The sequence below is a fragment of the Nocardioides sp. Iso805N genome (assembly GCF_000364605.1).
GTDB lineage: Bacteria > Actinomycetota > Actinomycetes > Propionibacteriales > Nocardioidaceae > Nocardioides.
Genome location: NZ_KB822576.1, coordinates 472,871 through 487,447, shown reverse-complemented (window position 1 = coordinate 487,447; position 14,577 = coordinate 472,871). Strand labels below are relative to the sequence as shown.

General features: G+C 68.9%; 12 protein-coding genes. 8 read left to right on the top strand and 4 right to left on the bottom strand.

From position 1 onward, the window contains the following. Positions 1–40 precede the first annotated feature (40 nt). Complete coding sequence (gene rlmN, locus H036_RS0106615; RefSeq protein WP_232421827.1) at positions 41–1,132, top strand: 23S rRNA (adenine(2503)-C(2))-methyltransferase RlmN; 1,092 nt, start codon at positions 41–43, stop codon at positions 1,130–1,132. 192 nt (positions 1,133–1,324) lie between these two features. Then, positions 1,325–2,506, top strand: coding sequence for a glycosyltransferase family 4 protein (locus H036_RS0106610; RefSeq protein WP_017933998.1), 1,182 nt, complete (start codon positions 1,325–1,327; stop codon positions 2,504–2,506). Here H036_RS0106610 and H036_RS0106605 read toward each other — a convergent pair. Next, complete coding sequence (locus H036_RS0106605) at positions 2,496–3,401, bottom strand: LOG family protein (RefSeq protein ID WP_017933997.1); 906 nt, start codon at positions 3,399–3,401, stop codon at positions 2,496–2,498. The two genes, H036_RS0106610 and H036_RS0106605, sit on opposite strands and share 11 nt — an antisense overlap. A gap of 88 nt (positions 3,402–3,489) precedes the next feature. Between H036_RS0106605 and H036_RS22030 the strand changes: the two genes are divergently transcribed. Beyond that, positions 3,490–4,902, top strand: coding sequence for a M1 family metallopeptidase (locus H036_RS22030; protein WP_017933996.1), 1,413 nt, complete (start codon positions 3,490–3,492; stop codon positions 4,900–4,902). Between the two features lie 24 nt (positions 4,903–4,926). Here the strand turns inward: H036_RS22030 and H036_RS0106595 are convergent, their stop codons facing one another. Both H036_RS0106595 and H036_RS0106590 read right to left on the bottom strand, forming a co-directional pair. Next, positions 4,927–6,303, bottom strand: a complete 1,377-nt coding sequence (locus H036_RS0106595; protein ID WP_198289904.1) for an NAD(P)/FAD-dependent oxidoreductase — start codon at positions 6,301–6,303, stop codon at positions 4,927–4,929. After that, the gene (locus H036_RS0106590; RefSeq protein ID WP_026145843.1) at positions 6,300–6,773 is read right to left on the bottom strand and encodes an Lrp/AsnC family transcriptional regulator; all 474 of its coding nucleotides are present in this window, start codon (positions 6,771–6,773) and stop codon (positions 6,300–6,302) included. Before H036_RS0106590 ends, H036_RS0106595 begins: the two co-directional genes overlap by 4 nt. A 194-nt stretch (positions 6,774–6,967) precedes the next feature. On the opposite strand from H036_RS0106590, the gene H036_RS22025 reads away from it, so the two are divergent. The 5 genes from H036_RS22025 to H036_RS0106565 all read left to right on the top strand — a co-directional run bounded on the left by H036_RS22025 (position 6,968) and on the right by H036_RS0106565 (position 13,028). Next, the gene (locus H036_RS22025) at positions 6,968–8,266 is read left to right on the top strand and encodes a polyamine ABC transporter substrate-binding protein (protein ID WP_157417088.1); all 1,299 of its coding nucleotides are present in this window, start codon (positions 6,968–6,970) and stop codon (positions 8,264–8,266) included. After that, positions 8,250–9,392, top strand: a complete 1,143-nt coding sequence (locus tag H036_RS0106580; RefSeq protein ID WP_017933992.1) for an ABC transporter ATP-binding protein — start codon at positions 8,250–8,252, stop codon at positions 9,390–9,392. The genes H036_RS22025 and H036_RS0106580 overlap by 17 nt, the downstream gene beginning before the upstream one ends. Beyond that, entirely contained in the window at positions 9,392–10,237 is an 846-nt protein-coding gene (locus H036_RS0106575) for an ABC transporter permease (protein WP_017933991.1), read from the top strand. The genes H036_RS0106580 and H036_RS0106575 overlap by 1 nt, the downstream gene beginning before the upstream one ends. Then, a complete protein-coding gene (locus H036_RS0106570; protein ID WP_017933990.1) occupies positions 10,234–11,520 on the top strand; it encodes an ABC transporter permease in 1,287 nt (428 codons plus the stop codon). The genes H036_RS0106575 and H036_RS0106570 overlap by 4 nt, the downstream gene beginning before the upstream one ends. Positions 11,521–11,627: 107 nt before the next feature. After that, positions 11,628–13,028 (top strand): NAD(P)/FAD-dependent oxidoreductase, encoded by a 1,401-nt coding sequence (locus H036_RS0106565; RefSeq protein WP_017933989.1) that lies wholly within the window; start codon positions 11,628–11,630, stop codon positions 13,026–13,028. A gap of 93 nt (positions 13,029–13,121) precedes the next feature. Here H036_RS0106565 and H036_RS0106560 read toward each other — a convergent pair whose 3' ends face one another. Further along, a complete protein-coding gene (locus H036_RS0106560; RefSeq protein WP_026145840.1) occupies positions 13,122–14,495 on the bottom strand; it encodes an aspartate aminotransferase family protein in 1,374 nt (457 codons plus the stop codon). Positions 14,496–14,577 lie beyond the last annotated feature (82 nt).

Here is a 14,577-nt window from a genome sequence, read left to right as displayed (position 1 = left end):
TAGAGCGGTGAGTGACGCACCCAAGACCCTGCCACTGGTGATGGACGCCCCGCGCGGGCGCGCCAAGCCGCCGCGGCACCTCGCCGACCTCACCCTCGCCGAGCGGCAGGATGCGGCCAAGGCGGCCGGCCTCCAGGGCTTCCGTGCCAAGCAGATCTCGGTGCACTACTTCGAGCGGCTGGTGCACGACCCCGAGCAGATGACCGACCTGCCCTCGGCCCAGCGCGCCGAGCTGGTCTCGACGTTCCTGCCGGACCTCATGACCTCGCTGCGCACGCAGAGCGCCGATGCCGGCACCACCGTCAAGACGCTGTGGAAGCTCTTCGACGGCTCCCTGGTCGAGTCCGTGCTGATGCGCTACAGCGACCGAGCCACCATCTGCATCTCCTCGCAGGCCGGCTGTGGCATGGCCTGCCCGTTCTGCGCGACCGGTCAGGGTGGCCTGCAGCGCAACATGTCGACCGCCGAGATCGTGCACCAGGTCGTGGTGGGCGCTCGCGCGATGGCGAACGGTGATGTCGCGGGCGGTCCCGGTCGGCTCTCCAACGTCGTCTTCATGGGCATGGGGGAGCCGCTGGCCAACTACCGCGCCGTGATGGGCGCCGTACGCCGGCTGACCGATCCCGCTCCCGAGGGCCTGGGTCTCTCGGCCCGGCACGTCACGGTCTCCACGGTCGGTCTGGTCCCGCGGATCAAGCAGCTGGCCGACGAGGGCATCCCGGTGACCCTGGCGCTGAGCCTGCACGCACCCGACGACGAGCTGCGCAACGAGCTGGTGCCGATCAACAACCGCTTCTCGGTCGCCGAGACCGTCGACGCCGCCCGCTACTACTTCGATCAGACCGGCCGTCGGGTCTCCATCGAGTACGCCATGATGCGCGACATCAACGACCAGGCGCACCGAGCCGACCTGCTCGCCGAGGTGCTCAACGAGCGCGGTCGAGGCTGGGTGCACGTCAACCTCATCCCGCTCAACGAGGTGCGTGGATCGAAGTACACCCGCTCGCGCGACGAGGACATGGACGAGTTCGTCCGGCGCCTCGAGGCCGGCGGCATCAGTACGACGATCCGCGACACGCGCGGCGACGAGATCGACGCCGCCTGCGGCCAGCTGGCGGCGGTCGAGGGCTGAGTGTCACCCCTGCGGGGGGAGTGCGTTCGGGTCGCGCCCTGAACGAACGTTCGCGCTCGGAGGACGTCGGCTCGTCGCCGAACGGTCGTTCGACGACCTGGGCCCTCGCCGAGGGCTGAGTGCCACCCGACATTCACCCGCGCGCCACCTGACTCTCAGCGTCAGGTCGGACGCGACGGTCACCGTCGAACCATGACCGTGACCGAGCTGCCCCTCCGGACGGCCCCGACCGACCGCCTTCGCGTGCTGGTGGTCAGCGAGTCGTTCCTTCCCCAGATCAACGGCGTCACCAACTCCGTACGACGCGTGCTCGAGCACCTCGCAGCCGAAGGCCACGAGGCCGAGCTGGTCGCCCCGACCGGTCCGGCGACGTACGCCGGCTTTCCGATCACCCGTGCCCGCAGCGCGAGCCTCTGGTTCTACCGCGACTTCCGGATCGGTCTGGAGACCCGGCGGCGGCTGCGCTCGGTGATGCAACGCTTCCGGCCCGACGTCGTGCACGTCGCGTCGCCGGCTACCCTCGGCTACCAGGCCGTCCGGGTCGCCGCCGAGCTCGGCATCCCGACGGTGGCGATCTACCAGACCGACCTGGTCGGCTTCGCGCAGCGCTACGAGCAGAAGTACGGCCTCAGCGGTGGTGCTCGCGCGATGGCGGCGCTCACCCGCAAGATCCACCTGCAGGTCGACCGCACACTGGTGCCGAGCACCGCCAGCCTCACCCAGCTGGACCAGCTGGGCGTGCCGCGGACGATGCTCTGGCCGCGCGGTGTCGACGTCGAGGGCTTCCACCCCTCGCGGATCGACCGTGAGCTGCGGCGCCGACTGGCGCCCGGCGGCCAGGTCATCGTCGGGTACGTCGGCCGCCTGGCCGCCGAGAAGGAGCTACCGCTCCTGATCCACCTGACCCGCGATGACCGCTACGCGCTGGTCGTCGTCGGCGGCGGCCCCGAGGAGCAGCGTCTGCGCGGGTTGCTCCCCGGGGCTCACTTCCTCGGCGTGCTGCACGGCGAGGAGCTGGGCGCTGCCTACGCCAGCCTCGACGTGTTCGTGCACACCGGCCGGCACGAGACCTTCTGCCAGTCTGCGCAGGAGGCGCTGGCCTCCGGCGTACCTGTCGTGGCGCCACGCTCCGGCGGTCCGGTGGACATCGTCAACGACGGTGTCACCGGCCTGCTCTACCGGCCCGGCGACGGCGAGGACCTTCGTCGCAGCGTCGACTTCCTGGCCGAGGACCCCGTGCTGCGCCGCACCATGGGCCGATCGGCTCGGATAGCCGTCCAGGGCCGGTCCTGGACGGCGATCAACCAACGACTGATCGACCACTACCGTGAGGTCATCGACGACCGGCTCGGCCGGTTCCGGCTCACGGCATGAGGAGCTCGGCCACCTCGTCGACGCTGTCGACCAGGTGCACCCGGTCGGCCATCGCCGACCCACGGGCGAGCGACTCCAGCAGCGGCCAGGCCGGCAGCACATCGGTCCAGTGGTCGCGGCCCAGCAGGATCATCGGCGCGACCCGCTCCGGCGCGGCGTAGTAGTTCTCGCAGGCGTCTTGGAACACCTCCTGCACCGTTCCCGCGGCACCGGGCAGGAACACGATGCCGGCGTCGCAGATCTCCAGCAGGATCGCCTCGCGGGTGGCGTTGCGGAAGTACTTCGCGATGACGTCGCAGAAGAGGTTCGGCGGCTCGTGGCCGTAGAACCAGGTGGGGACGCCGAGCGAGCTCGCGAGCGGCCTGCCCTCGGCGTACCCGGCGCGCACGGCCATCGCCGTCACCATCCAGTCCTGGATGGAGGGGGCGAATCCGGGCACCACGGCGAGCTCCTCGATGGCGGTCTCCACCACCTCGACGGGGTACGACGTCAGCCAGGCGCCGAGGTTGGCGGCCTCCATCGCCCCCGGTCCACCGCCGGTGGCGACCACGTGACGCTTGCCCAGGAGATGACCGAGGCGAGCTGCCAAGGCGTACGTCTCGTCGCCTCGCTGCGCCGCGTGGCCGCCCATCACCCCGACCATGTGCCGCCCGACGATCCAGGCGTCGAGTGCCTCGTCGATGCCGAAGTCGTGCAGCGCCCGCACGCGGGCCCGGTCGCGGGTGTGCTCCTCGCGCGACCAGGAGTAGGCGCGGGCGTCCAGCGAGTCGGCGTACGCGGGGGTGTCGTAGAGGTCCTCCGGCGTGTAGAGGGTGCTTCGCTCGGGGTCTACCGGGGCGTGCAGCACCGGTGGTGCGACCGGGACCGGGCGGCGGCGGACGGGGAGGCGCTTCACGGGCGTCAACGTACGCCCGCCGAGCTTGTCGAGGCGCCTCGACGCGGCGGCATCCGAGTTCGTCGGTCGTTGGCATAGGTTCTGGCCCGTGAGATCGATCGTCCGCCCTCTGCTCTGCATCCTCGCCCTTGCCCTCGCGGCCGGCATCGGCATGGCGCCCGCCGACGCCGCCGGCCCGAGCCTGGTCGGCTCCGGCGACAGCTACTTCCCCGAGGACGGCAACGGCGGCATCGACGTGCAGGCCTACAAGATCGCCGACACCTATGACTTCGCGCGGGGCGAGCTGAGCGGGCACACCACCTTGACGGTGCGGGCGACCCAGCCGCTGACCGCCTTCGACCTGGACCTGCTGCTGCCGGTCTCCGCGGTCGCCATCGACGGTGCGGCCGTCGCCTTCGAGCGTCCGGATGCGCACGAGCTGCGGATCATTCCCTCCAGCACCATCGCCCGCGGCCGGACGTTCCGCGTGGCGGTGACCTACGACGGGTTCCCCGGCACCGTGTGCTGGGACAAGGAGTGCGACTGGCTCGCCGACCAGCACGAGGTCACCACGATGAACGAGCCGCACATGGCGGCCTGGTGGTTCCCGGCCAACGACACCCCGGCCGATGCCGCGACGATGGACATCAGCGTCACCGTGCCCGCAGCGATGAAGGTGATCGCCAACGGCCGACAGGTCAGCCGCACGGTCGCCGGCGCGCTGGCGACCACCCGCTGGAAGGCCCGCAACCCGATGGCGCCCTACCTCGCCTTCTTCACCGCAGGTGACTACACCGAGGCCAAGGGCACCCGGCACGGGCTGCCCTGGCTGGTGGCCGTCTCCGACCAGCTGCCGGCGGCCACCCGAGCCTCGTCCATGCGACTGATGAAGAAGACGCCCGCCATCACCGCCTGGCTCTCACGTCAGCTGGGGAAGTACCCGTTCGAGACGGTCGGCGGCGTCACCACGTCGCTCGACCCCGACTTCGCCCTCGAGAACCAGACCCGACCGACCTACCCCGTGCTCCGGCTCGAGCGCACGACCACCGTCGTGCACGAGCTCGCCCATCAGTGGTTCGGCGACTCGGTGCGGCTCTCGCAGTGGCGCGACGTGTGGCTCAACGAGGGCTTCGCCACCTTCATGGAGTGGTACTGGACGGAGAAGCACGGTGGCCCGCCCGCCGAGGAGCACCTGCTCGATGACCATGCCCAGCTCTCCGGGTCGTTCTGGCACACCCGGGTCGACGCGCCCGGCCCGGCCCACCTGTGGGACACGCCGGTCTACGAGCGCGGCGCGATGACCCTGCAGGCGCTGCGCACGAAGGTCGGCGACAAGACCTTCTGGCGGATCCTCCGCGGGTGGGCACACGTGCGCGCCGGCCGCACCGCGACCACCGCCCAGTTCGAGCGGTACGCCGCGAAGGTGAGCCACCAGGACCTCGGCGGCTTCTTCTCCGCGTGGCTCGACACGCCGTCGCGACCGGCGATGACGGCCGCCAACGGGCTGGCGCCCATCGGCTGACGGCGGTCGTTCGCCGCCCCGACCTCAGCCCAGCAGCGGTGCGACCGCCCGAGCGAGCAGCGAGGGTCGCCCGGTGAGGCGCTCTTCGCCGTCGGCCAGTGTCATGGCCCGGAGCCCGACGTTGACGCCCAGCCAGCGCAGCGGTTCGGGCTCCCAGTCGGGGGAGCGGTGCCCGACCCACGGCAACGCGGTCAGGTCGGTGGGCGAGCCCAGCACGAGGTCGCGGAGCGTGCGCCCGGCGAGATTGGTCGTCGAGACCCCGTCGCCGACGTACCCACCGGCCCAGGCGAGGCCGGTCTCGGTGTCCAGCCCCACCGAGGCGCACCAGTCGCGAGCGATGCCCAGCGCGCCGCCCCACGCGTGCGTGAACCGGGCACCGTGGAGCACGGGGAACATCTCGACGAGGGTGCTGCGCAGCTTGCCGAAGACCGCCGCGTTGCGTTCGTGCTGTGCGGAGATCCTGGACGCGAAGGGATACGGCGCGCCTCGGCCGCCGAACACGAGCCGGTCGTCGGCGGTGCGCTGCCCGTAGACGATCAGGTGCCGGTGGTCGCTGAACGTCTCCCGCTGCGCCAGGCCGATCTCGTCCCACACCGATGTCGGCAGCGGCTCGGTCGCGACGATGAGGGAGTAGACCGGGATGACGGCACGGGACAGACCGGGCAGCGCGGCGGTGTAGCCCTCGGTGGCGCGTACGACGACGTCAGCCCGCACGGTGCCGCGCTCGGTCACGGCCTCGTGCGGTCTGATCGCCGTGACACGGGTGCGCTCGTGGACGGTGACGCCGTACCGCTCCACGGTGGTGGCCAGGCCCCGGGCCAGCTTCGCCGGGTGCAGTGCGGCGCAGTCGGGCGTGTAGGTCGCGCCCAGGACCCCGGTGGCGTTCAGCCGCGCGCGAGCGTCGGCTGCGGAGAGGAGGGTGACGTCGTCGGTCCCTGATGCCGCGGCGGCCGCCGCCTCCGCGCGGGCTCGGACCAGCTGCGGCGCCGTACGGGCGAGCACGAGGGTGCCGCCCTTGACGACGTCGGCCTCGATCCCCTCAGCCTCGGCGACCCGGACGACCTCGTCGACCGATCCGCGCATGGCGCGATGCTGCGCCGCCGCCTCCTCCGGTGAGGTCATCGCGGCCAGCTTCTCCTGCGACGCCGGGAAGAGCGCCGAGCACCACCCGCCGTTGCGGCCGGAGGCGCCGAAACCGGCGCTCTCCGCCTCGAGCACGACGATCCGCAGGTCGGGCCGGGCGCGCGCTAGGTAGTAGGCGGTCCACAGACCGGTGTAGCCGGCGCCGACGATGGCGACGTCACAGCTGAGGTCGCCCTCCAGCGCAGGCCGCGGCACGAAGCTGTCCCTAGCTGTCTCGTGCCACAGTGACAGCCCGGCGTAGTTCACTGCAGCGCTCACCGGACGCCCCAGGCATAGGACTGCTTCTGCAGTCGCAGGTACATGAAGGTCTCGGTCCCCGCGACGCCCGGGACGGTGCGGATCGTGCCCGAGATGAGCTGGAGCAGGCTCTCGTCGCTCTCGACGACGACCTCGACGAGCAGGTCGTAGGCGCCGGCCGTCACCACTACGTAGTCGACCTCCTCGAACGCCGCGATGGCTTCGGCGACCGGCTCCACAGGGCCGTTGACCCGGATGCCGATCATCGCCTGCCGGGCGAAGCCGAGCTCGAGCGGATCCGTGACGGCGACGACCTGCATGATGCCTCCGTCGATCAGCCGCTGCACCCGCTGGCGTACGGCCGCCTCTGAGAGCCCCACCTCCTTGCCGATCGAGGCGTAGGAACGGCGACCGTCCTGCTGCAGGTGTTCGATGATCGCCTTGCTCACCTCATCGAGGGGTGCCTGGCCAGGGATCCGCTTACGGGTCATGGAACGCAAGTGAACCGCTCCGACGAAGCCTTGGCAACGAACGAAACACAGCGATAACAAGAGGAATCCGTCGCCGCAACGTTCCTCTACGACGATGTGCGTCGGATCGGCCTCCTCTCACAGCCGGAAACGCTTGTGGAAGAGGCGTGACGCATGACACGATCCTCGCCTCATCAGCAGCCAAGGGAGTGAGCGTGGCCCAGCCACCATCGGGGGAGCAGCCGTGGGGTGCGCCGGACCCGAGCCAACGTCAGGATCCGGGTCTTGCGGCCGGGCCGGGCAACGGAGCCGGCCGGCTCGGTCCGGGGACCGGCGGTCGCCGGATCGGTCGCCGTACCCTCTTCAAAGGAGCGGGCGGAATCGCGGTGGCCGGCGTGGGCATCGGCGTGCTGCCGCTGTTCTCGACTCCTGACCGCCACCAGGATCCTGCCGCCTGCCGGGCCCAGGACGTCTCGGCGAAGAACAAGACGTTCACCATCAGCACCTGGCCGCTCTACATCGACACCGACACCAAGCACCACACGTCGACGTTGACCGACTTCCAGAAGGAGTTCGGGGTCAAGGTCAACTACTACACCGACGTGACCGACAACGTCGTGTTCTTCAACAAGGTCGTCAACCAGCTCGGCTCGTGCACGACCACGGGCCGGGACATGATGGTGCTGACCGACTGGATGGCCGCCCGGATGATCCAGATGGGCTGGCTGCAGCCGATGGATCCGGCCAAGGTGCCGAACCTGCACAACAACATCATCTCCTCGCTGCGAGCGCCGGCCTGGGACCCGGAGCGGAAGTTCTCCGCGCCCTGGCAGGCCGGCTTCACCGGGATCGGCTACAACACCAAGTACCTCCCGAATCCGCCGCGGAACATCAAGGACCTGCTCACCCGTCCTGACCTCAAGGGCAAGGTCGCGGTGATGACCGAGATGCGCGACACGATGGGCCTGATGCTGCTGGGCCTCGGCTACGACCCGGAGAACTTCACCCAGGCCCAGTGGGACGAGTCGATCGCGTTCTTGGAGAAGGCGAAGGTCGACGGTCAGATCCGGGCTTTCTCCGGCCAGGAGTACACCGACGACCTGGCCGCTGGGAACACCGTCGCCTGCATCGCCTGGTCGGGTGACATGGCGGCGGCAAGCCCGGACGCGCACTCGAAGTTCCTCGTCCCCGAGGAGGGGATGATGATCTGGTCGGACAACATGCTGATCCCCAACATGGCCTCGCACCAGACCATCGCCGAGGACTGGGTGAACTTCTACTACCGCCCCGAGCAGGCGGCCCGGCTGGCTGACTACAACTACTACGTCAGCCCTGTGCAGGGCATCGAGCCCTACATCAAGAAGATCGACCCGGACCTGCTCAAGGATCGAGATCTTGCCAACCTGGTGCTGCCCAACGACGACTACCTCAAGCAGACGCACAACTTCATGGCGCTGAGCGAGGCGCAGATCCGCAACTATGAGAGGGACTTCTCGAATGTCTCAGGCGTCTGACAACCGTGAGCTGCGGCTGACCCAGGTCGAGAAGACCTACGCCAACGGCTTCACCGCGGTGCAGCCGCTCGACCTGGTGGTGCCGCAGGGGAGCTTCTTCGCCCTGCTCGGTCCCTCCGGCTGCGGCAAGACGACCACGCTGCGGATGGTCGCGGGTCTGGAGATCCCGACGGCCGGCACGGTGCGGATCGGCGAGTCCGACATCACCTACGAGAAGCCCTACAAGCGTCCGGTGAACACTGTCTTCCAGAACTACGCGCTCTTCCCGCACCTGACCATCGCCGACAACGTCGCCTTCGGACTGCGTCGCCGCGGCGTCAAGAACACAGCGGAGCAGGTCGCCCAGATGCTCGACCTGGTCGAGCTCACCACCCAGGCGAACAAGAAGCCGGCTCAGCTCTCCGGTGGTCAGCAGCAGCGTGTCGCGCTGGCCCGAGCGTTGATCAACCAGCCCGAGGTCCTCCTCCTCGACGAGCCCCTGGGTGCGCTCGACCTCAAGCTGCGTCGCGCCATGCAGCTGGAGCTGAAGCGGATCCAGACCGAGGTCGGGCTGACCTTCGTGCACGTCACCCACGACCAGGAGGAGGCCATGACGATGGCCGACACCATCGCGGTGATGAACGCCGGTCGGGTCGAGCAGATGGGCTCGCCGGAGGAGCTCTACGAGAACCCGCGGACCACCTTCGTGGCCAACTTCCTCGGCCAGTCCAACCTGATCAAGGGCTCGATCATCGGCAAGGACACGCTGGCGGGCGCCTCCGTGGTCAAGGTCGACATGGAGGGCACGATCGTCTCCATCCCCGAGGAGCGCGCGCACGCCATCACCGGTGCCGGTTGGGTCGGCATCCGGCCCGAGAAGGTCCTGGTCGCTCCGGCCGGTGAGAATATCGACGCGCCGGGGAGCCACTTCACCGGTGCCACCATCGTGAGCACCAGCTTCATCGGCGTCTCGACCCAGTACGTCCTCAGGACGGCCTGGGGTCAGGAGATCGCCGCCTTCGAGCAGAACACCGGTGCTCGCGGCGTGATGCCTCCCGGTACGGCGGTGGACTTCTCCTGGCGCCCCGAGTTCGCGTTCCTGCTCGATGCGAGCCAGGACGCGAGCGCCGGCATCGAGGAGCACTGATGCGCTCGCGGATGCTGCCGTACTGGCTGCTCCTGCCAGCGGCGCTGTGGCTCTTCCTGTTCTTCCTGATCCCGTTCCTGTCGCTGGTGGCGACGAGTCTTTACGACCCGGACGGCTCCGTGCTGACCGGATACCACGTGACCTGGCACTTCGCTAACTTCCCCGACGCCATCAAGGCCTACGGCCCGCACCTGTGGCGCTCGGTGTGGTGGGCGCTCATCGCCACGGCGCTGTGCCTGGTCTTCGGCTACATCCTGGCCTACACCATCGCCTTCAAGACCGGCCGCTGGAAGAACCTGGTGCTGGTGATGGTGGTGGCGCCCTTCTTCACCAGCTTCCTGATCCGCACCGACGCCTGGAAGCTGATCCTGGGCGACCACGGCTGGGTCGTGCACGCGCTGCAGTCGGTGCACCTGCTCTCCCAGGACGGCAGGATCTTGGCTACGCCGGTCGCGGCCATCGCGGGTCTGACCTACAACTACCTGCCGTTCGCGATCCTGCCGCTCTACACCAGCATCGAGAAGGTCGACCGTCGCCTGATCGAGGCAGCCGGCGATCTCTACGCCAGCCCCTTCCGCGCGTTCCTGAACGTGACGCTGCCGCTCACCATGCCGGGCGTCGTCGGTGCGAGCCTGCTCACCTTCATCCCGGCCGTGGGCGACTACATCAACGCCCAGCTGCTGGGCAGCACCAACGACCGGGTGATCGGCGCTGACATCCAGAGCCTGTTCACCACCACCCAGGACTACGCAGCGGCGGGCGCCCTCTCGGTGACGCTGCTGGTGGTCGTCCTGGCCGCGACGCTGATCTACGTCCGCAAGGCCGGGACAGAGGAGCTTCTGTGACCACCACGCTGCGATCCACGCCACCTCAGGAGAGCCACGTCACGGAGACCAAGCCGGCCAGCCTGGTCGCCGGCGTCCAGCTCGGCCGCGCTCTCTCCGCTCTCGGCGTGGTCGGTCTGGTGGCCGCCATCGTCGGGCTCTCGATCCGGCGCTACCACGTCTCCGGCACCAGCCTGAACTTCGCCGGTCCCGCATTCTTGTTCTGCATGGTCATGCTCGCCGCGTTCGCGGTCGCTGCGGGCTTCGCCGTACGCGCGGCGACCCGGACGCTGCACGACGACACCGGCGCCCGCGACCAGCTGTTCGGCTTCGGCGCGGCCGGCGCGGTGTTGATGCTGATCCTCACGATCCGACTCTTCGCCGTCTCCAAGCCCACCGCCTGGATCGGCGTCGTCTGGCTGTTGCTCACGGTGGTCTCGCTGACGTTGATGTCGACGCGCGAGGCCAGCGCGTGGCTGGAGGGCCGCTCGCCCGCGCTGAACGTCTGGACCTGGATCCGGGCCAACCTGATCGCCTTCATCGGTGTGCTGGTGATGGCCTACCTCTACATCCCCAACCTCGTGGTCGCCGCGATGAGCTTCAACCACGAGTCGGGAAAGCACACCACCTACCAGTGGTACAGCTTCACCTTCGACAACTGGACCCACGTCTGCGCTCCTGCGCGGATGTGCGGCTCGGTGGTGACCAGCCTGTGGATCGGCGCGATCGCCACCGTCCTCGCCACCCTGTTCGGCACCTTGGCGGCCTTCGCGATGCGCAACGCCTTCACTGGTCGCAGCACGACCAACACGGTGCTGTTCCTGCCGATGGCGACGCCCGACATCGTGATGGGCTCCTCGTTGCTGGCCTTCTTCATCGCGATCCGCGCGGGCGGCCATCTCGGCCACACCACGATCATCATCGCGCACGTGATGTTCTGCCTCTCCTACGTCGTCGTCACCGTTCGGGCGCGCCTGTCCGGCATGGACTCGACCCTGCAACAGGCCGCGATGGATCTCTACGCGAACGAGTCCCAGACGTTCTGGCGGGTCACCTTCCCGCTGGTCTTCCCGGGCATCCTCGCGGCCGCGCTGCTGAGCTTCTCGCTCTCCTTCGACGACTACATCATCACCAACCTCAACGCCGGCACCGTCTCGACGTTCCCCATCTTCGTGTGGGGAGCCGCGTTGCGCGGGCTGCCGATGCAGGTCAACGTCATCGGCACCATGATGTTCGTGCTGGCGATCCTGCTCGTGCTGGGCGCCGACATCGTGGGCAGGCGGCGCGCTCGAGGGCGGGCCTGAGGCGCCTCCACCCGCGGACCACCATTGCGTCGGCGCTGTTGGGTAGCACTCGTTTCGGCTACGATATGTAGCGAGCGCTTCATACGACAACAAGAACGAGGTGCGCGATGCCGACTTCGCCGGCTAGCGAATCCGACGACCTGTTCACCCACGTCCGGAACGAGGTCTACTGGCTCGACGACGAGGACCGACCCGACCCGCTACCTGCGCTGATGGGGGAGGACCGGGCCGACCTCCTGGTCGTCGGCGGCGGTTACACCGGCCTGTGGACCGCACTCCTGGCCCGCGAGCGCAACCCCGACCGGTCCGTGATCCTGGTGGAGGGCTACCGGTGTGGCGACGGCGCGAGTGGGCGCAACGGGGGCTTCATGAACCCTTCGCTCACCCACGGCTTCGACAACGGCCTGGCCCGCTGGCCCGAGGAGATCGACGAGCTGGACCGCCAGGGCGCGCAGAACCTGCGCGAGATCGAGGCGGCGATCCGGCGCTATGACATCGACTGCGACTTCTCCTGGGGTGGCGAGGTGTCGGTGGCCGAGACCGAAGCCGACCTGGAGGGCCTGCGCGAGACCTACGAGGAGATGCTGGCGCACGGACACGACGTGCGCTGGCTGGGTCCCGACGACATCGCGGCGCGGGGAGCACACTTCCTCGGCGGCATGATCCAGGTCGAGTCCGCGCTCGTGGACCCTGCTCGGCTGGTCTTCGGCCTGCGTCGCGCGTGTCTCGAGCTCGGCGTGCGCATCTACGAAGGCACGTGGGTCAACGAGCTCAAGGAGCACGGAACGGGGATCCGGGCGGTGACCGACCAGGGCGTGGTCGACGCCCATCGGGTCGCCCTCGGCACCAACGCCGCCTCCGCACTGGTGAGGCCGATCAAGCGGCGGGTCGTGCCGGTCTACGACTACGTCCTGATGAGCGAGCCGCTCACCGATGAGCAGTACGACGCCCTCGGGTGGAAGGACGGCTCCGGTCTCTCGGACGCCTCCTCGATGTTCGTCTACTACCGGATGACCCCCGACCGGCGCATCCTGTGGGGTGGCTACGACGCGGTCTACTTCTTCGGCAACACGACGGGCCCCGAGTACGAGCTCCGCAGCGACGTCCACGAGCGGCTGGCCGAGCTGTTCCGCCACCGCTTCCCGCAGGTCGCCGACCTGCGCTGGGAGTACCGCTGGGCCGGTGTCATCGACACCTGCAACCGGTTCACGGCGTTCTTCGGCACGACCCACCGCGGGAAGGTGGCCTACGCCGTCGGCTACACCGGCCTCGGTGTCACCTCCACACGGTTCGGGGCCAACGTGATGCTCGACCTCCTGGCCGGTGAGCAGACCGAGCGGACCCAGCTGCGGATGGTGCAGGAGAAGCCGATGCGGTTCCCACCCGAGCCACTGAAGTGGATCGGCATCACCCTCACCCGTCGGGCCATGGAGAAGGCCACTCACACCGGGAAGCGCGGGCCGTGGCTGCGGATGCTGGACGCCGTGGGGCTGGGCTTCGACAGCTGACCCGAAATGCCGATCGGCCGACCGCGAACAGGCCGGTCGATCGGCTGACGGCTGGCCCCGACCCGTAGGCCGGGGCCAGCCGCAGGGCCCATGTCAGATCAGCGAGGCGCCCTTCTCCAGCACGACGCGCAGGATCTGGGTCATCTCGTCGAAGTGGCTCTGGTCGCAGATGAGCGGCGGCGCGACCTGGATGACCGGGTCACCGCGGTCGTCGGCGCGGCAGTAGAGGCCCTCGGCGTACAGCGCCCCCGACAGGTAGCCGCGCAGCAGCCGTTCGGACTCCTCGTCGCTGAACGACTCCTTGGTGCCCTGGTCCTTGACCAGCTCGATGCCGTAGAAGTACCCGTCGCCGCGTACGTCGCCGACGATCGGAATATCCTGCAGCGACTCCAGCGCCGCCCGGAACGCCCCCTCGCGCTCCCGGACGCCTTCGAGGATCTTCTCCTCCTCGAAGATCTGCAGGTTCTTCAGCGCGACGGCCGCCGAGACCGGGTGGCCGCCGAAGGTGTAGCCGTGGAAGAAGGTGTTGGTGCCCTGCAGGAAGGGCTCCATCAGGCGGTCGGAGGCGATCATCGCGCCGATGGGGGAGTAGCCCGAGGAGAGTCCCTTGGCGCAGGTGATGATGTCGGGCTGATAGCCGTAGCGCTCGGCGCCGAACATGTACCCGAGCCGGCCGAACGCGCAGATCACCTCGTCGGAGACCAGCAGGACGTCGTACTCGTCGCAGATCTCGCGCACGCGCTGGAAGTAGCCGGGAGGCGGCGGGAAGCAGCCGCCGGCGTTCTGCACCGGCTCGAGGAAGACGGCGGCGACGGTGTCGGCGCCCTCGTACTCGATCGCCTCGGCGATCTGGTCGGCCGCCCAGCGGCCGAACGCCTCGACGTCGTCGCCGACGTGCTCGGGTGCGCGGTAGAAGTTCGTGTTCGGCACCCGGAAGGTCGAGGGCACCAACGGCTCGAAGGGCTCCTTGAACATCGGCAGACCGGTGATCGACAGGGCGCCTTGGGTGGTGCCGTGGTAGGCGTACTTGCGGCTGATCACCTTGTGCTTGCCGGGCTTGCCGACCAGCTTGAAGTAGTTCTTGGCCAGCTTCCACGCACTCTCGACGGCCTCGCCGCCGCCGGTGGTGAAGAAGATCCGGTTGAGGTCACCGGGCGCGTACGACGCGACCTTCTCGGCCAGCTCGATCGCTGCCGGGTGGGCGTAGGACCACAGCGGCATGAACTCCAGCTGCTTGGCCTGCTCGGCGGCCGCCTCGGCGAGGTCGTGCCGGCCGTGACCGAGCTGGCTGGTGAACAGCCCACCCAGTCCGTCGAGGTAGCGCTTGCCCTGGGCGTCCCAGAGGTAGGCACCCTCGCCGCGGACCATGACGGGGATGTCGGCCTGCTGATAGACCGAGTGACGGGCGAAGTGCAGCCAAAGGTGATCCTTCGCTGCCTGCTGGAGGTGTTCGTAGTCGAGGGCCATGTCCCCATGTTGGTCGCCGAAGGCGACTCCGGCAAGCGGATCCATCGCAAAGAGCGGAATGTACGACGGAATCCGTCGCAGG

What these genes read in the sequence shown, in the direction of transcription:
- rlmN (WP_232421827.1), top strand. Translation starts at nt 41, where the DNA reads ATGGACGCCCCGCGCGGGCGCGCCAAGCCGCCGCGGCACCTCGCCGAC.
- H036_RS0106610 (WP_017933998.1), top strand. Translation starts at nt 1,325, where the DNA reads ATGACCGTGACCGAGCTGCCCCTCCGGACGGCCCCGACCGACCGCCTT.
- H036_RS0106590 (WP_026145843.1), bottom strand. Translation starts at nt 6,773, where the DNA reads ATGACCCGTAAGCGGATCCCTGGCCAGGCACCCCTCGATGAGGTGAGC.
- H036_RS0106580 (WP_017933992.1), top strand. Translation starts at nt 8,250, where the DNA reads ATGTCTCAGGCGTCTGACAACCGTGAGCTGCGGCTGACCCAGGTCGAG.
- H036_RS0106575 (WP_017933991.1), top strand. Translation starts at nt 9,392, where the DNA reads ATGCGCTCGCGGATGCTGCCGTACTGGCTGCTCCTGCCAGCGGCGCTG.
- H036_RS0106565 (WP_017933989.1), top strand. Translation starts at nt 11,628, where the DNA reads ATGCCGACTTCGCCGGCTAGCGAATCCGACGACCTGTTCACCCACGTC.
- H036_RS0106560 (WP_026145840.1), bottom strand. Translation starts at nt 14,495, where the DNA reads ATGGCCCTCGACTACGAACACCTCCAGCAGGCAGCGAAGGATCACCTT.